Origin of the sequence: Streptomyces sp. CBMA291, assembly GCF_014596525.1 — a bacterium.
In the GTDB taxonomy this organism is placed as follows: Bacteria; Actinomycetota; Actinomycetes; order Streptomycetales; family Streptomycetaceae; genus Streptomyces.
Genome location: NZ_MSJP01000033.1, coordinates 50,525 through 72,726, shown reverse-complemented (window position 1 = coordinate 72,726; position 22,202 = coordinate 50,525). Strand labels below are relative to the sequence as shown.

The 22,202-nt window shown below is 75.3% G+C and carries 18 protein-coding genes; 3 read left to right on the top strand and 15 right to left on the bottom strand.

The window, feature by feature from the left end:
* Positions 1-5: 5 nt before the first annotated feature.
* The 6 genes from BU197_RS09505 to BU197_RS09480 form a co-directional block, all read right to left on the bottom strand.
* Positions 6-1,562 carry a hypothetical protein gene (locus BU197_RS09505; RefSeq protein WP_188267842.1) on the bottom strand — a complete coding sequence of 519 codons (1,557 nt, stop codon included), beginning with the start codon at positions 1,560-1,562 and terminating at the stop codon, positions 6-8.
* 14 nt (positions 1,563-1,576) lie between these two features.
* A complete protein-coding gene (locus BU197_RS09500) occupies positions 1,577-2,641 on the bottom strand; it encodes a hypothetical protein (protein WP_188267801.1) in 1,065 nt (354 codons plus the stop codon).
* Positions 2,638-3,396, bottom strand: a complete 759-nt coding sequence (locus BU197_RS09495; protein ID WP_317452044.1) for a hypothetical protein — start codon at positions 3,394-3,396, stop codon at positions 2,638-2,640. Before BU197_RS09495 ends, BU197_RS09500 begins: the two co-directional genes overlap by 4 nt.
* A 305-nt stretch (positions 3,397-3,701) precedes the next feature.
* Positions 3,702-4,424, bottom strand: a complete 723-nt coding sequence (locus BU197_RS09490) for a peptidase (protein WP_188267841.1) — start codon at positions 4,422-4,424, stop codon at positions 3,702-3,704.
* A 281-nt stretch (positions 4,425-4,705) separates the two neighbouring features.
* The gene (locus BU197_RS09485) at positions 4,706-5,125 is read right to left on the bottom strand and encodes an ATP-binding protein (protein ID WP_188267800.1); all 420 of its coding nucleotides are present in this window, start codon (positions 5,123-5,125) and stop codon (positions 4,706-4,708) included.
* A 74-nt stretch (positions 5,126-5,199) separates the two neighbouring features.
* Entirely contained in the window at positions 5,200-5,568 is a 369-nt protein-coding gene (locus tag BU197_RS09480; protein ID WP_188267799.1) for an STAS domain-containing protein, read from the bottom strand.
* Between the two features lie 222 nt (positions 5,569-5,790).
* Here BU197_RS09480 and BU197_RS09475 point away from each other — a divergent pair, with 222 nt between their 5' ends.
* From BU197_RS09475 to BU197_RS09465, 3 genes are all read left to right on the top strand, one after another.
* Complete coding sequence (locus tag BU197_RS09475; RefSeq protein ID WP_188267798.1) at positions 5,791-6,834, top strand: RNA polymerase sigma factor SigF; 1,044 nt, start codon at positions 5,791-5,793, stop codon at positions 6,832-6,834.
* A gap of 296 nt (positions 6,835-7,130) precedes the next feature.
* On the top strand, positions 7,131-8,339 hold the full coding sequence (locus BU197_RS09470) for a DegT/DnrJ/EryC1/StrS family aminotransferase (RefSeq protein WP_188267797.1): 1,209 nt from the start codon (positions 7,131-7,133) through the stop codon (positions 8,337-8,339).
* Positions 8,336-10,489, top strand: a complete 2,154-nt coding sequence (locus BU197_RS09465; RefSeq protein ID WP_317452045.1) for a lipopolysaccharide biosynthesis protein — start codon at positions 8,336-8,338, stop codon at positions 10,487-10,489. The genes BU197_RS09470 and BU197_RS09465 overlap by 4 nt, the downstream gene beginning before the upstream one ends.
* A 61-nt stretch (positions 10,490-10,550) precedes the next feature.
* Here the strand turns inward: BU197_RS09465 and BU197_RS09460 are convergent, their stop codons facing one another.
* From BU197_RS09460 to BU197_RS09420, 9 genes are all read right to left on the bottom strand, one after another.
* On the bottom strand, positions 10,551-10,895 hold the full coding sequence (locus BU197_RS09460) for a hypothetical protein (protein WP_188267796.1): 345 nt from the start codon (positions 10,893-10,895) through the stop codon (positions 10,551-10,553).
* 95 nt (positions 10,896-10,990) lie between these two features.
* Complete coding sequence (locus tag BU197_RS09455) at positions 10,991-13,255, bottom strand: hypothetical protein (protein WP_317452046.1); 2,265 nt, start codon at positions 13,253-13,255, stop codon at positions 10,991-10,993.
* Between the two features lie 255 nt (positions 13,256-13,510).
* Positions 13,511-14,320, bottom strand: a complete 810-nt coding sequence (locus BU197_RS09450; RefSeq protein WP_223182601.1) for a polysaccharide deacetylase family protein — start codon at positions 14,318-14,320, stop codon at positions 13,511-13,513.
* Entirely contained in the window at positions 14,317-15,705 is a 1,389-nt protein-coding gene (locus tag BU197_RS09445) for a glycosyltransferase (RefSeq protein WP_188267795.1), read from the bottom strand. The genes BU197_RS09450 and BU197_RS09445 overlap by 4 nt, the downstream gene beginning before the upstream one ends.
* 738 nt (positions 15,706-16,443) lie before the next feature.
* Positions 16,444-17,511 carry a GNAT family N-acetyltransferase gene (locus tag BU197_RS09440; RefSeq protein ID WP_188267794.1) on the bottom strand — a complete coding sequence of 356 codons (1,068 nt, stop codon included), beginning with the start codon at positions 17,509-17,511 and terminating at the stop codon, positions 16,444-16,446.
* 119 nt (positions 17,512-17,630) lie between these two features.
* Positions 17,631-18,275, bottom strand: coding sequence for a LysE family translocator (locus tag BU197_RS09435; protein ID WP_188267793.1), 645 nt, complete (start codon positions 18,273-18,275; stop codon positions 17,631-17,633).
* Between the two features lie 137 nt (positions 18,276-18,412).
* On the bottom strand, positions 18,413-19,660 hold the full coding sequence (gene hutI / locus BU197_RS09430) for an imidazolonepropionase (protein WP_188267792.1): 1,248 nt from the start codon (positions 19,658-19,660) through the stop codon (positions 18,413-18,415).
* Between the two features lie 14 nt (positions 19,661-19,674).
* A complete protein-coding gene (locus tag BU197_RS09425) occupies positions 19,675-21,015 on the bottom strand; it encodes a formimidoylglutamate deiminase (RefSeq protein WP_188267791.1) in 1,341 nt (446 codons plus the stop codon).
* Positions 21,006-22,202: an allantoate amidohydrolase gene (locus BU197_RS09420; protein WP_223182610.1), complete on the bottom strand. Its 1,197-nt coding sequence runs from the start codon at positions 22,200-22,202 to the stop codon at positions 21,006-21,008. The genes BU197_RS09425 and BU197_RS09420 overlap by 10 nt, the downstream gene beginning before the upstream one ends.

The following is a 22,202-nucleotide window of genomic DNA, read 5'->3' as shown; positions in this document are numbered from 1 at the left end:
CGGTGTCAGCGCCTGAGCCGCGCCCACGGGGTGAAGGTGAACACCGCGCCGCCGAGCAGGATGCCGGTGCCCGCGACGAGCGCGAGGGCCCGCAGGGCGCCGTCGCCGTCGCCGCCGGTCTGGGCGAGGTTCCCGCCGGAGCCGCCCGTGCCGCCGGAGGCACCCGTGGCAGCCGTACCGCCGGAGCCTGCGGCACCGCCGGAGCCGCCGGAGCCGCCGGAGCCGCCGGAGCCGCCGGTCACCCCGCCTTCCTGCTTGCTCGTGTCCAGCGTGAGCGAGGCTTCGACCGCGCCCTGCACCCGGCAGGGGATCGCGATCTTCGCGGAGCCCAGGGTGACGGAGATGCCCAGGGTGCCGGGGCTGAGAGTGGCCTTGCCGGTGGCACCGGGCCGGTAGGTGCCCGTCATGTCCGGCAGGTTCACCGGGTCGCCCAGCTTCAGGGCGGTCGCGTTGGCCGGTCCGGCGACCTTCACCGTGCCGTGGTCGGCGCCGCCGACCGTGATCTCCATGGACGGCTTGAGCGCCCCGGCGGGCAGCGGGGCGGGGCTGTCCATGACGCCCTTGGCCGTCTTGACCGTCAGGTCGTAGACGCCGCCGTTCCTCCGGGCGTCGATCGTGACCTTGGAACGGACCGGGGGGATGCCGTCGTAGTCGCAGAGATAGGAGACGGCGACTTCCTTGCCGGGGAAGGAGGTGGGACCGGTGGGACCGCCGGTGGTGGAGCCGGTGGTGGAGCCGGTGGTGGAGCCTCCGCTGGTGGTCGTACCGCCGGAGGAGGTGCCGGTGCCACCGGAGGCGCCGGTGCCGCCCGAGGCCGTCGTCCCGCCTGAAGTCGTCCCCCCGGCCGCCGTCGAACCACCAGAAGTCGTTCCCCCGGAGGCCGTCGAACCACCAGAAGTCGTTCCCCCGGAGGCCGCCGAACCACCGGAAGTCGTCCCCCCGGCCGCCGTGGTCCCACCATCCGTGGTCCCACCGGCAGTAGCTCCACCATCCGTGGTCCCGCCGCCCGTGGTCCCGCCGGTCGTCGTGGAGCCTCCCGCCGTCACCTTGATCGTGGCGCCGACCGGGACCGGTTCCTTCGGGGTGCAGACGGTGTCCGTCGACAGGGGCTTGGAGACGTTGATCGTGTACGCGCCGGGAGTGAGGGTGATCTCGCCCGCCGAGGTCAGTTTCAGCGTGCCCTTCATCTCGGGCAGCACCATCGCGCTGTTCTTGGGGATGGGCGGGTTCTGCCGGGGGCCCGTCATCGCGACCGTCCCGGTCCCCGCGCCGCCCACGGCGAGGACGCCGGTCGGCTTGACCGTGTCCTGGTCGAGGTCGAGCATGTCGGGGTTCTTCGACGCGGCCTCGACCGTCTTCCAGACGATCTCGACCTCGTCGCCGACCCGGGCCTCGGCGGGTGCGGTGATCTGCACTTTCGTCGTCCCCCGTACGGGCGGAAGCCCGGAGATCGGCGGTGGGACGCACTCCGTCGCGTAACTGCTCCCGGCGGCCCCGGCGGGAGCGGCGGTCAGCAGGATCCCCGCGCCGCCGAGCGCCATCGCGATGCCCGCCGCGCACATCCTCCGTTGCGTACTCACGCGTGTCCCTTCGTCGTCGGACTGCTCTCTGGGGCTGACGGTGCGGAGTCAGGACGGAACCACGGCAGGACCGCGGTGGCCTCGGTGCTCTCGGCGTCCCCGGGGACCCGCCGTACGAAGCCGGGGACACGCATGCGCGTACGCGGTCGGGGGCGCGGTCGGGGTCGGTGCCGGTCGGCGGGCGGCCGGGCCCGGTCGACGAGGGCCATCCCGATACGGAAGAGGGCGGCCGGAACGACGATCGCGAGCAGCGCCCAGAAGAGGATCACGCCCCAGGGCCTGTCGACGGCCCACGGCTGCTCGGCCAGGACCTTCCCCGCGTACGTCACGGAGACCCGGTAGTCGCCGTGCGCGCCCGCCGGAAGTTCGACGGGGAGCCGTACGCGGGCCTTCCCGCCGGAGGCGATCGTGCCGCGCCACTGGCGTTCCTCGTACTGCGGTGCGAAGACGCCGTGCCCGGTGCCGATCCGGAAGACGGGGTCCTTCACGGGCGCCGGGCCGAGGTTGCCGACGGTGAGGACGATCTCGCGGGAGGCCGGGGCGCCGAACCGGACGAGGACGCCGTCGTCGCCTTCGAGACGGACGGTGGTGAGGACCGCGAGCCGTCCGTCGCCGGAGGGCTCGGGGAGCGGGGCGGTGGGGTGCCCGGCGACGGTGAACGCCCGGTCCACGGCGTCCTGCCGGCCGGTGACCCCGGCCACGTGCACCACGCAGGGGCAGGGCTTGGGCGGTTCGGCGACGGGCAGCCTGGCGCTGAAGCCGCCCCGGGCGTCGACGGTGGCGGCCCGGCCCTCGGCGTTGGCGCAGGAGTTGGTGCCGCCGACGACGCCCTTGCCGGGGGCGCCCTGCCCGCAGACGAGCAGCATGAGCAGCGCGCCCGGCTGCCAGCCGCTGCCGCTCACGGTGATCTCCCCGCCCTTGCCGCCCTCGGTCCGCGAAAGCGCGACGACGGGCCCGGAGTCGGCCGTCGCGGGCGCGGCGGGCAGCAGGGCGAGGGCCAGGGTGGCGAGGAGGACGGCAAGGGTACGGACCGCCCGCGGGCTCGTACGGATCGTCCTCATGGTGTCGCTCCCGCCGAGGCTTGTGGAGTACGGGTACGGGTCCGGGCGCGCCGTCGCAGAGCCAGGCCGAGGACGCCCGCCACCGCCGCGAGTACCCCGGCCCGCACCGGGCCGGAGACGAAGGCGGCTCCGGCGCGGGCGGTGGCGGGGTCCGCGCCCGGGGCGGTGGCGGTCAGCCGGACGGTGACGGAGTCGAGCGCGGGCGGGTCGGGCCAGGGTTCGGTGCGGGTGACGCGCTCGCCGGGCCGGAGGGTGAGGGGCAGCGGGTGGTCCGGCCGGTCGAGGCGGGTGCCGAGGAGCCCTTCGGCACGGACGGCGAGCCGGGGGGCGAGGACCGTACTGCCCCGGTTGACCAGGGTGTAGCGGAGGGCTCCGGTGCCGGTGTCGACGCGGACGTCCTCGACGGTGAGCGCGGCGAGACGCGGCCCCGGGACCCGTAACCGCAGGTCGAAGCGGACCTCACGGCCCGCAGCCGTGGCCCGTACGGTGCCCCGGTACCCGCCGGGCGGGGTGTCGGCGGCGACGGTGACGGCGAAGGGCACGTCGGCGCGGGTCCGCGCGGGCACGGTCACGTCCGCACGGGCGAAGGCCACCCGGGCCCCGTGAGCGGCGAGACGCACGGTGAGCGGCCGGGCGCCCGGATTGGTCAGCGACAGGACGTCCTGGAGGACACTCCCGGCGGGGCCCTCCAGATAGACGTACGGCCGACGGGCGACGGGCGCGGCGGTCCAGGACCGATCGACTGGGGGCGGCACGGTCCGGGACCGGTCGGCTGGGGGCGGCACGGTCCGGGACCGGTCGGCTGAGGGCGGCACGGTCCGGGACCGGTCCCCGGCAGGCACCACCGACCAGCCCCGGCCCCCCGCAGGCACCACCGCCCAGCCCCGGCCCCCGGCAGGCGTCGACGTCCAGACCCGGTCGCCCCCGGACGCCACCGACGTCCAGACCCGGTCACCCCCGGCAGCCACCGACCAGGCCCGAACCCCCGCAGGCGCCACCGCGACCACGCCGCAGAGGGTGGTCGCGGCGGCCGCCAGTGCCGGGCGGGCGGCCGGTCGCATCAGCGTGCCGTGCGTCGCGTGAGCCAGAGGACTCCGGCGGCGCCGGTCAGCAGGACGGTGCCGCCGAGGGTGCCGAGGGCTACGGCGGAGTCGAGGGGGCCGGTCCTGGGCAGTTCGGCGCCGGTTCCCGCGTCGGCGGGCGGCGGGGCGGCGGAGTCCCCACCGGCACCGGAACCCCCGCCGGCCCCGGAGGTCCCACCGGCCCCGGAGACGCCCGTGACGTCGAGTTCGAGGGCGGGGCGGGGGCTGTTCTTCGGGGTGCAGACGGCGGCGTCCATGCCGAGGGCGTGCACGGTGAGGGTTCCGGCGGTGAAGGTGACCCTGCCGTTCTTCCTGGGGGTGTAGGTGCCGGTCAGGGTGCCGATGGCGATGGGGGTGTCGGGCGGGATGGCGGCGGTGTTGGGGGCGCCCTCGACCTTGAGGGTGCCGGAGTCGGCGCCGCCGAGGACGAGTTCGGCGCGGGGGGTCATGACGCCCTTGGGAAGCTCGATGGGGCTGTCGGAGACACCCTTCTCGAAGGACATGGTGACCGTGTAGGACCCGCCGTTCCGCACCGCCTTGATGTCGACGGGCGACACGGCGCTCTTGGGCCCGATCTTCGTCGTACAGCCGTAGTTCACGTCGACGACGGTCGCGTACGCGCCCGGGGCGGCGCCCCACACGACCGCCCCCGCGACCCCGGCCGTCAGGACGGCCGCCGCCGCCCTCCTCCGATTCGACACCTTGGACACCGGGAACACCCCTCACGGCGAACGGACCTGACGGTCTTTCAGATGAGCCGTCAAGGTACGCCGGGGGCCCTGCGGAGGGAAGGCAGGGAGGCGGGCGGAGTTGTGAAGGTCGTGCGAGCCGTCCGGGGCCCCCTGAGGGCGCCTTGGCCTCGACGCCGAGCCGGGAGTTCCACGGCTCCGGGGTCGGATCGCACGCGCGGAGCACGCTCGCGGGACCGGGGCGGGGCGTCGCTCAAGGAGGAGGCGCCGATCCCGTAACCCCGTACGAGGCTCTAGGCCGGCGCCGCCAGCTCCGCCCAGACCGTCTTGCCCGGCGCGCCCGGGACCCGTTCGATGCCCCAGTCCAGGCAGAGGCGCTGCACGATGAACATCCCGTGGCCGCCGGGGCGGCCCGAGCGGTGGGGGGTGCGGGGGGCCGGCTGGCCCGCTCCCCGGTCGGTGACTTCGAGGCGCAGGATCCTCGGCAGGCGCAGGACGCGGAGGCGTTCGGGGCCCTCGGCGTGCAGGCAGGCGTTGGTGACCAGTTCGGAGACGACGAGCAGGACGTCCTCGGCGGCGGCCCTGCGGTCGGCGGTGGCGGCGGGCAGCCAGCCCCATTCGTGGAGCGCGGTCCGCGTGAAGTCGCGGGCGAGCGGCACCGTGCCGCTGGTCTCGCCGAGGGCGAGGGTACGGACGTCGGAAGCTTGGTCCATCAGCGCTTCACCTCACCGATCGACGGGACAGAGGGGCAGGACGGGGGCCGTGCGGGGCGGAACGGAGAAACCGTTCAGCCGGGCAGGGCCGTGGCGAGCGTCTCGTGGACGGTGAAGACGGCTTCCGCACCCGTGATGTGGAACACCCTGGCCACCGGCGGTCTCATCGCCACCAGATGCACCCCGCCTCCCGCCGCGTGCGCCCGCAGCCGGGCCGCGAGGAGCACATTGAGCCCGGTGGAGTCACAGAACTCCAGGCCCGAGCAGTCGACGACCAGCCGGGAACGGCCCGCGTCGAGCGCCCCGTCGAGGGGTTCGCGCAGCAGGTCGGCGGTGTGGTGGTCGAGTTCGCCGGACGGGGCGAGGACTTCGCTCGCGCCCACGGTCCGGACCTCGACCCGCAGCCGCGCGGGCGGTGCGCTGCCGATGTGCTCGCGGTCCATGTGCCGTGCCTCTTCTCGCTCTCGCGGATCCGGACTTGCGTCCACGAACCCTACAAGCGGGGGCCCCTTTCCCGCACATGAGGTCTCCAATAAACCAGGACAAACCGGATTGTCGACACTTGCGGGCCCCGGTGTCGAGCAGGTAGGGCTAGAGGGAGACACCGACACGAACGGCTTTGGAGGCGCCGCAAACCGCAGCAGAGGACCCCACGAAGGAGACCCATGTCACCCCGGCTCGACGCCCCGCGTACCCCCGACGCGCCGTCGGCAGCAGTCCCCCTCGGACACCCGGTCGACCAGGCCGCCGGCCGCCCCGCCGACCCGACCACCGGCCCCCGCGCCGGAACGGTCACCGCCCAGGTCACCGTCCCGACCGCCACCCCCTCCGGCGGCCCTTCCGTCGCCCCGCTCGCCGGCCCTCCCGCCGGTGCGGCCACCGACCCGGTCACCGGCCTCCCCGTCGGAGCCATCGACGACCGCCCCCTCGACCGCATCGGACCGGTCGACGCGCGGGCGCTGTCGAAGCAGCTCTTCGCCCGGCTCGCCGAGCTGGAGGAGGGCACCCACGACCACGCGTACGTCCGCAACACCCTCGTCGAACTCAACCTCGCCCTGGTGAAGTTCGCCGCCTCCCGGTTCAGCACCCGCAGCGAACCCATGGAGGACATCGTCCAGGTCGGCACCATCGGCCTCATCAAGGCGATCGACCGCTTCGAACTCACCCGCGGCGTGGAGTTCCCCACGTTCGCGATGCCGACCATCATCGGCGAGATCAAGCGCTTCTTCCGCGACACCTCCTGGTCCGTGCACGTCCCCCGCAGGCTCCAGGAACTCCGGCTCGACCTCGCGCGGGCGGGCGACGCGCTCGCGCAGCGCCTCGACCGTTCGCCCACCGTGGCCGAACTGGCGGAGGAACTCGGCATCACCCCCGAGGAGGTCGTCGAGGGCATGGCCGCGAGCAACGCGTACACCGCGAGTTCGCTCGACGCGCAGCCCGACGAGGAGGAGGGCGGCGCGGAGGCCACCCTCGCCGACCGGATCGGCTACGAGGACCACGGGCTCACCGGCATCGAGTACATCGCCTCCCTGAAGCCGATGATCGCCTCGCTGCCCGTCCGCGAACGCCGCATCCTCTCCCTCCGGTTCGTCTCCGGCATGACCCAGTCGGAGATCGGCACGGAACTCGGCATCTCCCAGATGCACGTCTCCCGGCTGCTCTCCCGCACCCTCGCCAGGCTGCGCCGGGGCCTCACTCTGGAGGAATGACCTCCGTCCCCTCCCCCGAGCGGTCAAAATGACTGCGGAAAGGGCCCGTTCACGGTCGTCCGACCGAGAGCGGGCCCTTTCCGCACGACAGGGGGGCGCGCCGACGGGCCTTCCCGTACGACAGGGAAGCCGTGCCGGACAAGCCTTCCCGTACGACCGGGGAGCCCGTGCCGGGCGGGTCTTCCCGTACGACCGGGAGGGCCGCGCCCACACGCCTTCCCGTACGACCCGAGGGCCGCGTTGACGCGTCCTTCCGCATCGGGTCCCATGGGGGTCCGGGGTTCAGGGGGGGAAACATGGTCTCCGCGTACGCGGAACTCGAAGAGCGGATGCGTGCCAGGCTCGACGGCCGGGAGTGCCTCTACGTGCCCTCGTGCCGCCTCGGTCTCTACCTCGCCCTGCGCCACTGGTGCCCGCCCGGCGGCCGGGTGCTGATGTCCCCCGTCAACGACGACGTCATCTTCTTCGTCGTCCTCGCCGCCGGACTCCGCCCCGTGCAGGCGCCGCTCGACCCGCGCGACGGCTCCCTCGACACCGCCGCCGTGCCCGACTCCCTCTGGCCGGGGCTCTCCGCCGTCCTCACCACCAATCTGTACGGCGCCCCCGACCCGGCGCCCGAGCTGCGCGAGCGCTGCGACCGGCTCGGCATCCCGCTGATCGAGGACGCGGCCCACGCCATCGGCTCCACCGTCGGCGGGCGGCCGGTCGGCACCTACGGCGAGGCGTCCGTCTTCAGCCTCTCCAAGCACACCGCCGCCAAGACCGGCGGCTTCCTCACCGTCGCCGACCCGGCCGACCGCGCCCCCCTCGCCGCCGCCCGGGACGCCCTGCTCCACCCCGCCCGCACCGGCGCCGAACTCGCCTATCTGGTACGCCCGTACGCCGAGGCCACCGTGCGCGGCCTGCGGCTCGCCGGGGCCGCCCGCGCGACCCTGCGGCGGCTCGGTCTCGACGAGCGGGACGGGATACGGATGCCCCTGCGCCCCGGGGAGCTGGCGCGGGCCCTCCCCTCGGCGCCCGCGCTCGACCCCTTCCACTCCTGGATCCGGGTCGATCTGCACGACTACCGGCTGCGACCGGGCCCCGGCAGGCTCCGCCGTACCGCCCACAGGCTCGCCGCGCTCGACGGCGTCCTCGACGCGCACCGGGCGGGCACCGCCCTCCTCCACGCCAGCGAATACGCCGACCAGGACGCCGATCCGGACGCCAAGGCCCGCCCGCCGCAGCCGCTCTTCCGGGTGCCGCTGCTCGTCGCGGACCGGGACGCGGCCATCGCCGCCCTCGCCCGGCACCGGATCACCACCGGCTATCTCTACGATCCCCCGCTCGACACGTACGCGGGCACCCGCTTCACCGACCCCTCCCCCGCGCCCGAGCCCGCCGCCTGGTTCGCCCGGCACGCCCTGCCCGTCGACCCGCGCCACGCCACCCGGGTCCTGCGCGTCCTGCGCGCCGAGGGCGTGACCCCGGTCCGGTCCTCGACCGCGCCCGGCGGCGCCCGGTGACCGACGCCGGACGGCCACGGGGCCGGGGGCGGACCGGAAGGAGCGCCACCCCCACGGACCCGCACCGCCGGGACCGCCCGCGCCCCGCCCCGACCCCCCAGGCTCCCCGGGCTCCCCAGGCCCCCCGGGCCCCCCGGGCCCCCCGCGAGGAGTCCGACGCCTCCCTCTTCCGCAACGCCTACGCCCTGATGCTCTCCACCGGCGTCTCCGCCGCCCTCGGGCTCGGCTTCTGGCTGGTCGCCGCCCGCTACTACTCCGAGGAGGCCGTCGGCCAGGGCTCCGCCGCCATCGCCGCGCAACGGCTGCTCGCCTCCCTCACCGCCACCACCATGATCGGCGCCGTCGTCCGGTACGTGCCCCGGGCCGGGCGCGCCACCGGGCCGCTCGTCCGGCGCCTCTACCTGGTCAGCACCGGCGTCGTCACCGTCGCCTGCGGCGGCTTCCTGCTCACCCTGGACCTGTGGGGCCCCTCGTACGCCCCTCTCGGCTCCCTGTCCGCCGGGCTCTTCTTCACCGCCTCCTGTGTCGGCTGGGCCCTGCTCACCCTCCAGGACGGCGTCCTCACCGGGCTCCGCCGGGCCGTCTGGGTGCCCGTCGGCAACGCCGTCTTCTCGCTCGGCAAGCTGGTCCTGCTCGTCGTCCTCGCCACCGCCCTGCCCGTCCTCGGCGTCTTCGTCTCCTGGTCGGCGGCGATCGCCCTGTCCGTACTCCCCCTGGGCTGGCTCGTCTTCCGCCGGCTCATCCCCCGGCAGGCGCACGCCGACCGGGACAAGGAACCGCCGGGGACGGGCGAGATCGGCCGGTTCATGGCGGGGGACGCCGTCGGCGCGCTCTTCAGCCTCGCCATGATCAACCTGCTGCCGGTGATGGTCGCCGTCCGCTTCGACGCCGCCCACAACGCCTTCTTCTACACCGCCTACACCGTCGGCGGCACGATGGAGTTCATGGCCATCAACATGGCCTCCTCGCTCACCGCGCACGCCTCCCACAGCCCCGACTCCCTCGCCGAGGGCGTCAGGGGCGCGCTGCGCCGGATGGCGGTGCTGCTCGTCCCGGTCGTCCTCGTCCTCGTCGTCCTCGCCCCGGTGATCCTCTCGCCGTTCGGCCCGGACTACGCGCGCAATGGCACGACCGTGCTCCGGCTGCTCGCCGCCGCCGCGCTGCCCCGGGTCGCGGTGGAGCTGTACATCGGCGTGCTGCGCGTCCAGGGGCGTACGGGAGTGCTCGCGCTCCTCCAGGGAGCCATGTGCGTGCTGGTGCTGGGCAGCGCGACCCTGCTCCTCGGGCCCTACGGCATCCCCGGCGCCGGGGTCGCCGTCCTCGCCTCGATGACGCTGATGGCGGCGGTCTCGGCGCCCGGTCTGCGGGCCGTGCTCAAGGGCCGCGCCCGCCCCGGGCGCCCCCCGGAGGCCGCCCGGACGAAGCCGCGCGCGGAGGACGGCTACGGCACCGGCTGGGCGCGGGAGAGCGCCTATCTGCGGGGCGCGCACGACTCGGTGACGCCCGCGTTCGGCATCCCCGTGTACGCGCCCCCGCCGGAAGGCGCACGGCCGTCCGGCCCGGTCGCCCCGGCGCCGGTCGCCGTCCCCGACCGGGCGGGGCCCTGGCTCTGGCCGGTCCTGGCGGTGGTGGCCGGGGCGTTCTGGCTGCCCCTCGCCCGCTCCGGCGGTCTGGACGTGGAGCGGCTGCCGGGTACGGGGCTGCCGGGCGCGCTGCCCCCGCCGACGCTCGCCGCCGGGCTGCTGCTCCTGGTCCTCCAGGGCGTGTCCGTCGCCCGGCGGGCCTTCCGGCCGGTCTTCGCCGGAACGGTGCTCCTCGCCACCTTCCTCGCCCTGCACACCGCGCCCCCGCTGCTCGGTCTGCGGCCCCCCGAGGCGGCGGGGCCCGGCGCCGGACTCCTCGGCGAGGGACTGGAGCGGGCCGTCATCCCGATCGCCCTCCAGGCCCTGTGTCTGCTGCTCGTGGCGGTGCTGCTGCGGGTGGCCGGGGCCGGTCCCCGGGGCACCACCGCCCTGGTGTGGGTCCTGGCGTGGGCGGGCTGGACGGGCCAACAGGGCTTCGCCGCCGCCCCGTTGCCGCTCTTCCTCGCACTGGCGGGGAGCACGATGGCGTTCTGCGCCTTCCGGGGGCTCGCGGCGGGACGGCGGTAGGCGGGGGCGGTGGTAGGCGGGGGTAGGCGGGGCGCCGCCGCCCCGCCACCGGCCCGGCCGCTCAGCGTTCGGCCGCGCCCCGGGTCGCGGCGGGCAGCGGAAGCCCCGGCAGGAAGGCGACCACGCTGGTGAAGAGGGACAGCGGGACGAGGAAGGCCGATACGGAGAACGCTCCGAGCAGGAAGAGGAGCGTGGCGACGAGCGAGGCGAGGGCCAGGCTCACCGGGGCGGCGAGCGCGAACGACTCCAGGCGGGCACCCGGCCGCAGCCCGCGCGGCTGCGGATACAGCAGCGCGGCCCCCGGCCCGAGACAGACGAAGGCCAGCACCACGATCCAGCGCGGCGGGGAGCCGTCCGGCAGCAGGGTCGCCGCGAGGGCCAGCCACCCGGAGGCGGCGACGAGCACACGGGTCCGGTTTTGGTTCCGATACCGGGGCTGGGGCTGGGACTGGGACTGAGGTTGGGGCTGGGGCTGGGGCTGGGGCTGGGGCTGGGGCATGCTCACGAGGCACCGCCTGGGGTGGCCGGGGTCCGGGGGGACTTCGGTGGCTTCGGTGGCTTCGGGGACTTCGGGGTGTACGCGAGGACGAGACCGTACGGCCCCTCCTCGACGGTCGTGAAGAGCGGGGACTCCTTCAGGCGGGTCCGCAGGGCCGCGAATCCGCCCGGCGGCAGCAGCCCCTCGCCCGCCGTGTACCGGTCCTGCGTCCGGGTGAGGACGAGGTGCGCGGTGGTCCCGGGCGGGATGCGGTCGGCGAGATAGCGGGCCGGATCGGCCAGCATCTTCTCGTTCTCGGGCAGCTCCTGCTCGGCGAAGAACCAGTGTTCGACCTGGTCGTAGCGGTGCAGGGCGGCGGGGAAGGACCCGGAGGTGGCGAGGAGCAGCCCGCCCTCGGGCAGCCGGTCGATGGCCCGGGTGACGAGCCGGGTCTCCTCGGGCGGCGTGTAGTACATCGCGTCCTTGCCGTAGTACGCGGGCAGGAACCCGGCGAGCAGGACGACGAGGACCACCGGCAGGGCGACCGCCGTGACCCGCCGCCGGGCGGCCGCGCCCCGGCTCCCGAAGGCCCCGGCGGCGGGCGGTACGAGCGCGGCGGCGGCGAAGAACGCGGCGCCCGGAAGCCCGAACAGATAGACCCGGAAGATCATCTCGCCGCCGTAGTCGTTGACGGCGAAGAGCGGCACGGGGGCGACCGAGACGAGCAGCAGCGGCAGCGCGCCCCGGGTCAGCCCGCGCCGGGCGAGCACGGCGATCCCGGCGAGCAGGACGAGCACGAGGGCCATGACGATCCCGGCCCGGCCCGCCAGCTCGGGCCCGGGTCCGGTGAGCTGACCGGCGTATCCGGCACGGGAGTTCTGGGTGAGCCGGCCGAGCGAGTCCCGCAGGGTGGCGAGGGTCTCCAGGAACAGCGGTCGCCCCATGGTGAGGTCCCAGGCCAGCATCACGAGCGCGGCGACGGCCAGCAGACCGAGGTTGCGGTAGCGGCGGGTGAGCGCGAGGGCGGCCAGGGAGACGCAGAGCATGACCGGGGTGAGCTGGTGGACGGCGTTGACCGCGAGGATCAGCGGGGCGAGGATCGCCACGCAGACCGCGCGCTGACGCCGGGTCGTCGGCGGCGGCACGGCGGCCGACGTCGGGTCGAGCCACGTCCGGTCCCGCAGCCGCCCCGCCGATCCCGGCCGCACGAAGTGCCGCAGGACGACGGCGAGTACGGTCAGATGGAGGATGTACGCGAGGCCCTGCGGCGCCAGGTAGTCCTGGCCGACCCAGTTGGCGAGCTGGAAGATCCACACGGCGGTCCACACCAGCCGCCAGTCCTCGGTGAAGGTGCGGTAGATCAGCACCAGGACGGGCAGGACGATCAGACCGAGGGCGATCGGCGCCCAGTTGAGGTAGGCGGCGGTGCTGTCGACGCCGAAGGCCCGGACGAAGGCCGCGTTCAGGGTGAAGAAGCCCGGCCACTGGTCGTAGGCCGACATGTTCCCCGACAGGGCGGCCTCCGGGCGCAGTTCACCGGCACCGAGGAGGGTGCTGACGACGGCGTCGTGCTTGGAGGCCCACGGGTAGCGCACGGAGTCGTAGAGGACGGCGGGGCCCGCCTTGAGCGCGACGAGCAGTGCGGCGCAGTAGACGAGCGGCCAGCCGGGCGAGGTCCCGGCGCGTCGCAGCGTGACCAGGAACCCGGCGGTGAGCACCAGCAGGGACCCGTAGAAGACGGGGGGCAGCCGGTCCAGGAGCCCGTAGTCCGCCATGGTCCGGAAGTCGGTCAGGGGCAGCGAGACCCCCCAGAGCCCGAGCCCGAGCAGCAGGAGCAGGACCGGCAGCCAGGGGATGGCGGCCGACGGGGTACGCGTGGCCGGGGCGCCCGGGGCCTCTCGGCCGGGACCTGACCCGGGAGTCGGCTTGCGGCCCGGATCACTGCTCGGGTCACGGCTCGGATCACGGCTCGACCGGCGGCTCGGATCACGGCTCGGCTTGCGGTGGCTCCGGGGGCGGGGGGCAGGGGTGTCTTCGGCGGCGGCGGGGGCTCCGGAGACGGCCGGGGCTCCGGGGACGGCGGGGGCTCCGGGGACGGCGGGGGCTCCGGAGACAGCCGGGGCTCCGGGAACGGTGGGGACAGTGGGAACCCCGGGATCCGGAGCGGCGGGGTCCGTGGCGGTGGGGTCCGGAGCGGCGGGGTCCCAGACAGTGGGATCCGGGGCGGGAGGGGGCGCGGGCACGCCATCGCTGCCCTCGGCGGCCGGTTCTGGTCCGTGGTGCTGCACGACTCCCTCTCCCCCACCGACTGGCGGTGCTTTGGTCTTGCCTGCGCGGTGCCTTGGTTCTCTCTGGTCGGTGCCTGGTCTCGTACGGGTGGCGCCGGGTCTCGTCCGGGTGGCGCCGGGTCTCGCACGGGTGGCGTCAGGGGCTCGGTGTCACAGACCCCGGGGGCTCGACGTCACGGGATCCGGTCGGGGGCCCGGTGGCCGGGGGCGCGGAGGGCCCCCGGGTCGCCCCGCCCCGGGGCCGCCCCGCCCGGCTCAGCCCGCGAACTCCGGCCCCCGCAGCAGCGCGCGGGCTCTCCGGTACGCGCGCCAGCCGACGGTGGGCAGGGAGTCGCGGTACGGGGCGGCCCTGGCGCCCTCCCCCCGCATCCACCGCTCCACGTCGGCGGCGGTGTGGCTGCGGCGGACGATGAGCCGGGCGATCCGGTAGGGCTCGTCGGTCTCGGAGCTGAGGGCGTGCCGGACGGCGACGGCGGAGGCGTATCCGGCGGCGCGGACGGCCCGGCGCACGGCGGGACTGTTGTACCCGTGCGGATAGGCCAGATGCCGGATCTCATGCCCGAGGACGTCCTCCAACACGGCCTTGGGCTCCCGGAGTTCGGCACTCAACGCGCCCGGCGCGAGGGTGTCGAGCTGCGGGTGGGTGGCGGTGTGGGCGCCGATCTCCATCCCGTACGCCTCAAGCTCCGGCACCCGCGCGAGGGTGATCATCGGCGCGGGCGGCAGGAGGCAGGGGCGGCCCGGGACGAGGGCCCCGGTGGTGAGGTAGGCAGTGGCCGGGAGGCGCCGGGCGGCGAGCGCTTCGGCGGTCGGCCCGGCAAGGTCGGCGAATCCGTCGTCGAAGGTGAGCACGACGGGCCGGGGCGGCAGCGGGTCCCCGGCGGCGAGGAGGCCGACGAGGGCGCCGACGGTGAGCGGGCTGCGCCCACTGGCGACGACCGCGTCGAGCTGCCGGGCGAACTCCGTGGGCGAGACGGTGAACTCGGCTATCCATGGCGGGGGTTCGGCCATCACGGCGTGGTAGAGGAGGACGGGGATACGGGCGTGCCGGGGCGCCCCGCTCATCGGGAACCTCCGGGGAGACGGGCCGGGGCGCTCGCGCGGGCCCGGAGATAGCCGACGGGCCCGTAGAGCATGCCGCGCCGCTCCAGCCGGGAGAGGTCGCGGGGCCAGGGGTGGTGCCGGGTGCCGTGCTCGCCGGGGACCCCGCCACCGCCGCCGTCGCGCCGGGCGGTCATGGCGCGGGCGTGCGCGAGGCCGCGCGGCAGCCGGGCGAGGAGGGCGGGCAGCAGGCGGGGGCGGCGGAGCAGGGTCGCGGTGAGGTACGCGGTGAGGCCCGCGCCGTAGCCGTACGCCTGGTTCCGCAGGTCCTGCCAGGTGTCGCGGTGGTGGTGCCAGACGAGGGCGTCGGGGGTGTAGCGGAGCCGGTGTCCGGCGGCGAGGACGGCGACGAAGGCGTAGAGGTCGTCGCCGCCGCGCGCGGCCGTCCCGGTGCCGGTCGCCGGGTCGAAGCCGCCCGCGCGGCGCAGCGCGTCGGCGCGAAAGGCCATGTTGGCGCCGGAGCCGAAGCCGCCCGCCGTGAAGGGGAACAGCGGCTCGTCGACGGGGGGCCGGGCAGGGTCGTACAGGCGGGGTGCGAAGCCCTTCGCGAAGCCGCCGTGCGCTTCGAGGAGGATCTGCGCGGGGGTGGCGAGCCGGGCGGGCAGGATGAGCCCGGTCGAGCAGCCGAGCCCGGGATCGAGGGCGAACGGGCGGGTGAGGGCGGTCAGCCAGTGCGGGTCGGCGATCACGTCGTCGTCGGTGAAGGCGACGACGGCCCCCCGGGCGGCGGCGAGCCCGGTGTTGTGGGCGACGGCGAGCCCGGGGACGTCCTCGCGGAGATAGCGGACGCGCCCGGCGTACGCGCCGGTGACCAGCGCGCGGGTGGCGTCGGTGACGGGCGCGTTGTCGACGACGAGCACGTCGAAGTCCGGATGGTCCTGCGCGAGCAGCGAATCGAGCGCCCGCCCGAGCAGCCCGGCGCGCTCGCGGGTGGCGACGACGACGGTGGCGGGGGGCGGCGGTGTTCCGTCCTCGGCGGTACGGGTCGGGTCGCGGCCCTCGGGAAGGCTCCCGGCGCCGGTGCGGCGAAGGCTGCGGGCGGCGGGGCGTCCGGCTTCGGTGCGGGGCGCTCCGGCGTCCGCGAGGCGTTCCGCGTCGGTGCGGGGCGTCCCGGCGTCGACGAGCCGGGGCCCGGCGAGGGCGGCGAGGACGGCGGCGGGGTCCTCCCCGACGCCGACGGTCCCGAGGACGGTGGCGGCGGGCCGCCCCCGGAGCCGTACGAGCGCGAAGACGTCACCGGCGACGACGGGCGGCCCCCCGGGCGAGGGCCGAAACCCGAGCACGGGCCCACCGGGCGCGGCGAGATCCAGCTCGGCGACGGAGATCGCCCGGGGGGCGGAAAGACTCATCGGGGATCGCTCCACGAACGGGGACGAGGGCGACCGCCGGGCAGGGAGGGGGCGAGCGGGGCGGGGACGGGGGCGGAGGCGGCCGGGAACGGGGTGGAGGCGGCCGGGAGGGGGACGGAGGCGGCCGGGAGGGGGACGGAGGCGGCCGGGAGGGGGACGGGCGGGGCGGCCACGGCGTCGGGGGCTGGTGGTACGGGGCCGGGGGCGGGCGTCGCGGAGACGGAGACGGAGGCGGGGGCGGGGGCGGGGCCGGGGGCGGGCGGCACAGAGACGGGGGCGGGCGGCACGGAAGCAGGTCCGGGCCGTACGGGACGGGGCGCAGCCGGGATGGGACCGGGGCTGGCAGGTGCGGGGCCGGGACCGGGACCGACCGATGCGAGACGGGGACCGGCCGGTGCGGGGGCGACGGGGCCCGGCATCGCGGGAGCAACGGGTGGCGACCCTGTAAGGGCGGCGGGCAATGACCCCGTAGGGACGGCTGGCGACGATCCCGCAGGGACGACGAGGCCTGGCACCGCAGGAACGACGGAGCCCGGCATCACGGGCGCGACAGGCGGCGACCCCGCAGGGACGACGAGGCCCGGCACCGCAGGGACCACGAAGCCCGGCATCACGGGCGCGACAGGCGGCGGCACCGCAGGTGCGACAGGCAGCGGCACCGCAGGGACGACGAAGCCCGGCATCACGGGCGCGGCGGGCGGCGGCAGCATCGCGGGGGCAGCCCGCTCCCCGGGGCCGTTAACGGGGGCCCCGCAGGCGGGCGAGGTGGTTGAGGGTGGTGCGGCCTCGGGCGGCGAGGGCCGGGCGGGCGCGGACGTAGGCGTGGGCGCGGCGGGCGGGCTCCCGCCGTAGCCAGTGGAGGGACGCCCGTGGGCCGGGCCGGACGACGGCCCCCTCGTACACGGTCAGCTCGCCCGTCTTCAGGGCGTCCTTGTACTCGGCGGAGCCGCGCCCGAGGTCGAGCATGCCGATCCCGGCGGCGGCGGCGGCCTCCGCCATCCGCAGATGGAGGACGAGTCCGGGCGAGTACTTGGCGAACTCGGGGTCGTAGGCGGGGAACCAGCAGGAGAGGACGGTCGCCGAGCGGAGCCCGAAGTGGGCGGCGACGGGCCGGTCCCCGGCGTAGAGGACGGACAGGACTCCGGAGCAGCCGGGGGCGCGCAGGGCGTGGAGGCGGTGGACCAGGGTGGTGATCCACTCCTGGGCGAAGCGGTCGCGGCGGCCGGTCCTGCGGTACTGGGCGGACTTCCACCGCATGAGGGTGCGCAGGGCGGCCGGGTCGCGCTCGTCGAAGACGAACCGGAGGTCGCCGTGGGCGCCGCGGGCGAGCCTGCGTTCCTTGGCGAGGGTGGTCCTGAGGAACTTCGGCGACTGGACCCGCAGCAGCGCCTCGTAGGCCTGGTAGCCCTCGCCGACGTCGATGACGGGCGAGGCGAACTCCCCGACGGCGGCGCCTTCGAAGACCCGTTGGCCGGACTCCAGGTTGTCGAACTCCCAGCTGGCGAGGCCGCATTGGCGCAGCAGGACCTGTGCGGCGGGGTGGAGGCCGGGGCGCAGGACGGCGCCCTGGCAGTCGGAGACGCCGTGGCCGATGGCGCGGCCCTGCCCCAAGGGGCCCTTCTCGTACGGGAAGAAGCCGACGGGCTCGCCGTCCTCCCACCAGACGGCGACCCGGGAGCGGGGCCGTACGGCGGCGACGGCCTGGGTGAACTCCGGTTCCATGAAGGGGTTCGCGGGCGCGCCGGACTTGACGCGCAGCTCGCGCCACGCCTCGACCTCGCGCGTACCCAGCTCCCGCGCCCTCATGACCCGTATGCGGACAGCGCCCACCCTGCCGACCCCCCGGTCTTCCCCCCTGTGGTCCTGCCAGGACAGGACGGTACCCGTCCGGCACCCGGCGAGACAGGGAAACCGGGGGTCCGGCCTCAGCCGGACATCGCGAGCCGGACGCCGAAGGCGGCGATGACGGTGCCGGTGATCCGGTCGAGGACGCGGCGGGCCCGGGGGCGGCGCAGCTGCTCGCGCAGGAGCCGGGCGAAGGCGATGAGGACGGTGGACCAGATCAGGCCGAGGACGATGTGCTCGCTGGTGAGCAGGAGCCCCATGGCGAGGTGGTGGTCTCCGCCTGCCGGGAGGAACTGCGGCAGGACGGCCACGTAGAAGGCGCCGGCCTTGGGGTTGAGGAGATTGGTGAAGGTGCCCTGCCGCCAGCCCGCGAGGAACGAGTCCTGCCCGGCGGTCGCGCCTTCGTCGGCGCCCTCGTCGGCGGCGGCGCCGCGCCGGAAGGTGGCGCGGAGCATCTTGATCCCCATCCAGAGCAGATAGAGGGCACCGGCCCAGCGGAGCACGTCGTAGGCGAGCCGGGAGGCGGTGAGGAGCGCGGTGACTCCGAGGGAGGTGAAGGCCCCCCAGATCAGGGTCCCGGTCTGGATCCCGAGGACGACACCCCAGGCACGGGCCCGATGCCCGAGCGCGGAGGTCCGCAGGATGAGAGCGGTGTCGAGACCGGGGGTGAGGGTGAGCAGCCCTACGACGAGGGCGAAGGACCATAGAGCGGTGGTGGCTTCCATGGACTCTTAGCGTATCGCGGCTGGTGGGGGGCTTGGGGCGGGGGGTTTGGGGTCCGGGGTTGAGGTGCGGGGCTGGCGTGCGGGGCAGGGGCGGGGGCCCGTCGGCAGGGCCGTCCGGGTCGGGGGCGATCCGCGCCTCACACCACCCGCACCCCCGCCCGCCACACCTCCCGGACCAGCGGGACTCCCGGGCGGTAGGCCAGGTGGACGTGGGAGGGGGCGTCCAGGAGGGTGAGGTCGGCTCGGGTGCCGGGGGTGAGGCGGCCGATGTCGGTGCGGCGGAGGGCCTTCGCGCCGCCCGCGGTGGCCGACCAGACCGCCTCGTCGGGGGTCATGCCCATGTCCCGGACCGCGAGGGCGACGCAGAAGGGGACGGAGGAGGTGAAGGAGGAGCCCGGGTTGCAGTCGGTGGAGAGGGCGACCGTCACGCCCGCGTCCAGGAGGCGGCGGGCGTCCGGCCAGGTGGCGCGGGTGGAGAACTCGGCGCCCGGGAGGAGGGTGGCGACCGTGCCTCCGTTCGCGAGGGCGTCGACGTCGGCGTCCGTGAGGTGGGTGCAGTGGTCGGCGCTCGCCGCGTCCAGTTCCACCGCCAGTTGGACGCCGGGGCCGTACGTCAACTGGTTGGCGTGCACCCGGGGGTGGAGGCCCTTCGCCTTTCCCGCGGTGAGGATCGCGCGGGCCTGGTCGCCGTCGAAGGCGCCCTTCTCGCAGAAGACGTCCACCCAACGCGCGTACGGGGCGCAGGCGTCGAGCATCTCGCCGGTGACCAGCTCCACATAGGCGGCGGGGTCGTCGGCGTACTCGGGGGCGACGATGTGCGCGCCGAGGTAGGTGACCTCGTCGGTGTGGGCGGACGCGATGCGCAGGGCGCGGGCCTCGTCCTCGACGGTCAGGCCGTAGCCGGACTTGGTCTCGAAGGTCGTCGTGCCCTGGCGGAGGGCTTCGTCGAGGTGGTGGGCGAGGTTGCGCGCGAGGTCCTCGTCGGTGGCCGCCCGGGTCGCCGCGACCGTGGTGCGGATGCCGCCGGCGGCGTAAGCCCGGCCGGACATGCGGGCGTTGAACTCGGCGGTGCGGTCGCCGGCGAAGACGAGGTGGGAGTGGGAGTCGACGAAGCCGGGGAGGACGGCCCGGCCTTCCGCGTCGACCCGGTTGTCAGTGGCGGGTGCTTTGCTCGACTCACCGATCCAGACGACTCGGTCGCCTTCGACGACGACGGCCGCGTCCCGGATCAGGCCCAGGGGGGATCCATCACCGAGGGAGGGGTCGTTGGTGACGAGGCTGGCGATGTTGACGATGGCGGTGGCCGCCGTCGCCACGGCGCTGTTCGCGCTCGTGGGGGCGGGGGTCGCCGTCGGGTTGTTCCTCGCCGCGGGGCCGGTGTTCATGAGGGGTGTCTCCTTCAGCCGCGCAGGGCGGCGATCGAGTCCGCGAGGGCTCCGGCCACGTCGGGTACGGTCGCGTGCGCCCCGTCCCGGACGAGGTGACGGCCGCCCACGACCGTGTGCCGCACATCCGCGGCCGACGCTGCGAATACCGCCGTCTCGGCTGCCAGACGCGGTACCGGTCCCGCTGTCCTGACCGAGTCGAGGGCGATCGTGGCGAAGTCGGCGAGCGCGCCGGGCGCGAGGCTGCCCGCGTCGGGCCTGCCGAGGGCCGCGTGGCCGTCGGCGGTGGCGGCGCGCAGCAGCGCGGCGGCGGTCCAGTGGCCCCGGGTGCGGGTGCGCAGCCGCTCGTCGAGTTCCATCGCGCGGGCCTCTTCGAGGAGGTCGACGACGGCGTGGCTGTCGCTGCCGAGGGAGAGCGGGGAGCCCGCTTTCCGGAGGGCGGCGGCGGGTCCGATGCCGTCGGCGAGGTCGCGTTCGGTGGTGGGGCACATGCAGGTGCCGGTGCCGGTGGAGCCGAGGAGGGCGATGTCGTCGTCGGTGAGGTGCGTGTTGTGGACGCCGGTGGTGCGGGCGCCGAGGACGCCGTGTTCGGCGAGCAGCCGGGTGGGGGTCATGCCGTGGGCGGCCAGGCAGGCGTCGTTCTCGGCGGTCTGTTCGGAGAGGTGGACGTGCAGGGGGGCCTGCCGGTCCTGGGCCCAGCGGGCGACGGTGGCGAGCTGGCCTGCGGGGACGGCGCGGACGGAGTGGATGGCCGCGCCGAGGCGTACGCCGTCGTGTTCCTTGAGGGCGCTCACCCGTTCGGCCCAGGCGTCGGCGGTGCCGTCGCTGAAGCGGAGCTGGTGGGGCTCGGGGGCGGCGCCGAAGCCGGAGGAGAGATAGGCGGTGTCAAGGAGGGTGAGGCGGATTCCCGCGTCGGCGGCGGCGGCGATCAGGGCCTCGCCCATGGCGTTGGGGTCGGCGTAGGGGGTGCCGCCGGGGGCGTGGTGGACGTAGTGGAACTCGCCGACGGCGGTGATCCCGGCGAGGGCCATCTCCGCGTAGACGGCGCGGGCGAGCGCGAAGTAGCTGTCGGGGGTGAGCCGCTGGGCGATGCCGTACATGATCTCGCGCCAGGTCCAGAAGGTGCCGGAGCCGACCTGGACGGTGCCGCGCAGGGCGCGGTGGAAAGCGTGCGAGTGGGTGTTGGCGAGGCCGGGGACGGTGAGCCCGCGCAGGATCTCGGCGCCCTGCGGGGGTGTCGTCGTCCCGGTGCGGACGGCGCCGATCCGGCCGTCCGCGGTCACGTCCAGGGCCACGCCCGGCTCGACGTGGGTGTCGAGCCAGGCGTGTTCCAGCCAGTACGTCGTCAGCGGCACGCCAGCTCCTCCAGTACGTCGGCGAGTGCGAGGACCCCGGCCACGCAGTCGTCCTCGGCGGCGGACTCGGCCGGGGAGTGCGAGACGCCGGTGGGGTTCCGTACGAACAGCATGGCGGTCGGGACCGAGGCGGAGAGGATTCCGGCGTCGTGTCCCGCTCCGGTGCCGAGGACGGGGACCTTTCCGGTGGCGCCGAGGACGCGGGCCAGCTCGTCGCGCAGGGCGTGCGAGAAGTCGACGACCGGGGTGAAGGACTCGCGGACGACGGTGAGGTCGACGCCGTGCCGGGCGGCGTGCTCGCGGGCGGCGGTCTCGACCCCGGCGACGAGGGTGTCCAGGGATTCCTGGTCGGCGGCGCGGGCGTCGAGCCAGCCCCGGACGAGGGAGGGGATGGCGTTGACGCCGTTGGGTTCGACGGCGATCTTGCCGAAGGTGGCGACGGCGCCCGTCAGCTCGGCCTCGCGGCGGGCGGCGAGGACGGTCTCCGCGTAGCCGAGCATCGGATCGCGGCGGTCGACGAGCCGGGTGGTCCCGGCGTGGTTGGCCTCGCCCGCGAAGTCGTACCGCCAGCGGCCGTGCGGCCAGATGGAGGAGGCGATGCCGACGGGGTCGCCGGAGAGGTCGAGGGACCGGCCCTGTTCGACGTGGAGTTCGACGAAGGCGCCGATACGGGCCAGGCGTTCGGGGTCGGGGCCGATGCCCGAGGGGTCGTGGCCCGCCGCCTCCATGGCCTGCGGGAGGCTGGTGCCGGAGGCGTCGCGAAGCTCGTACGCCTGCTCCTTCGTCAGTTGTCCCGCGGCGAGCCGGGAGCCGACGCAGGCGAGGCCGAAGCGGGCGCCTTCCTCGTCGCCGAAGTTGACGATGGCGAGGGGGCGCTTGAAGGAGACCTTGCGGGCGCGGAGTTCGTCGAGGGCCGCGAAGGCGGAGACGACGCCGAGGGGGCCGTCGAAGGCGCCGCCGTCGGGGACGGAGTCGAGGTGGGAGCCGGTGACGACGGCGTCGCCCGCGGTGGGGTCGCCGAGCCAGGCCCACTGGTTGCCGTTGCGGTCGGTCTCGACGTCGAGACGGCGGGCCTCGGCCTGCATGCGGAACCAGAGACGGACGTCGGCGTCGGCCTCGGTCCAGGCGTAGCGCCGGTAGCCGCCGGTGGCGGCGCTGCGGCCGAGGGGGCGCAGCGACCGCCACAT

What these genes read in the sequence shown, in the direction of transcription:
- BU197_RS09435 (WP_188267793.1), bottom strand. Translation starts at nt 18,275, where the DNA reads ATGGAAGCCACCACCGCTCTATGGTCCTTCGCCCTCGTCGTAGGGCTG.
- hutI (WP_188267792.1), bottom strand. Translation starts at nt 19,660, where the DNA reads ATGAACACCGGCCCCGCGGCGAGGAACAACCCGACGGCGACCCCCGCC.
- BU197_RS09505 (WP_188267842.1), bottom strand. Translation starts at nt 1,562, where the DNA reads ATGTGCGCGGCGGGCATCGCGATGGCGCTCGGCGGCGCGGGGATCCTG.
- BU197_RS09440 (WP_188267794.1), bottom strand. Translation starts at nt 17,511, where the DNA reads ATGAGGGCGCGGGAGCTGGGTACGCGCGAGGTCGAGGCGTGGCGCGAG.
- BU197_RS09450 (WP_223182601.1), bottom strand. Translation starts at nt 14,320, where the DNA reads ATGAGCGGGGCGCCCCGGCACGCCCGTATCCCCGTCCTCCTCTACCAC.
- BU197_RS09500 (WP_188267801.1), bottom strand. Translation starts at nt 2,641, where the DNA reads ATGAGGACGATCCGTACGAGCCCGCGGGCGGTCCGTACCCTTGCCGTC.
- BU197_RS09445 (WP_188267795.1), bottom strand. Translation starts at nt 15,705, where the DNA reads ATGAGTCTTTCCGCCCCCCGGGCGATCTCCGTCGCCGAGCTGGATCTC.
- BU197_RS09485 (WP_188267800.1), bottom strand. Translation starts at nt 5,125, where the DNA reads ATGGACCAAGCTTCCGACGTCCGTACCCTCGCCCTCGGCGAGACCAGC.
- BU197_RS09475 (WP_188267798.1), top strand. Translation starts at nt 5,791, where the DNA reads ATGTCACCCCGGCTCGACGCCCCGCGTACCCCCGACGCGCCGTCGGCA.
- BU197_RS09480 (WP_188267799.1), bottom strand. Translation starts at nt 5,568, where the DNA reads ATGGACCGCGAGCACATCGGCAGCGCACCGCCCGCGCGGCTGCGGGTC.
- BU197_RS09470 (WP_188267797.1), top strand. Translation starts at nt 7,131, where the DNA reads ATGGTCTCCGCGTACGCGGAACTCGAAGAGCGGATGCGTGCCAGGCTC.
- BU197_RS09420 (WP_223182610.1), bottom strand. Translation starts at nt 22,202, where the DNA reads ATGTGGCGGTCGCTGCGCCCCCTCGGCCGCAGCGCCGCCACCGGCGGC.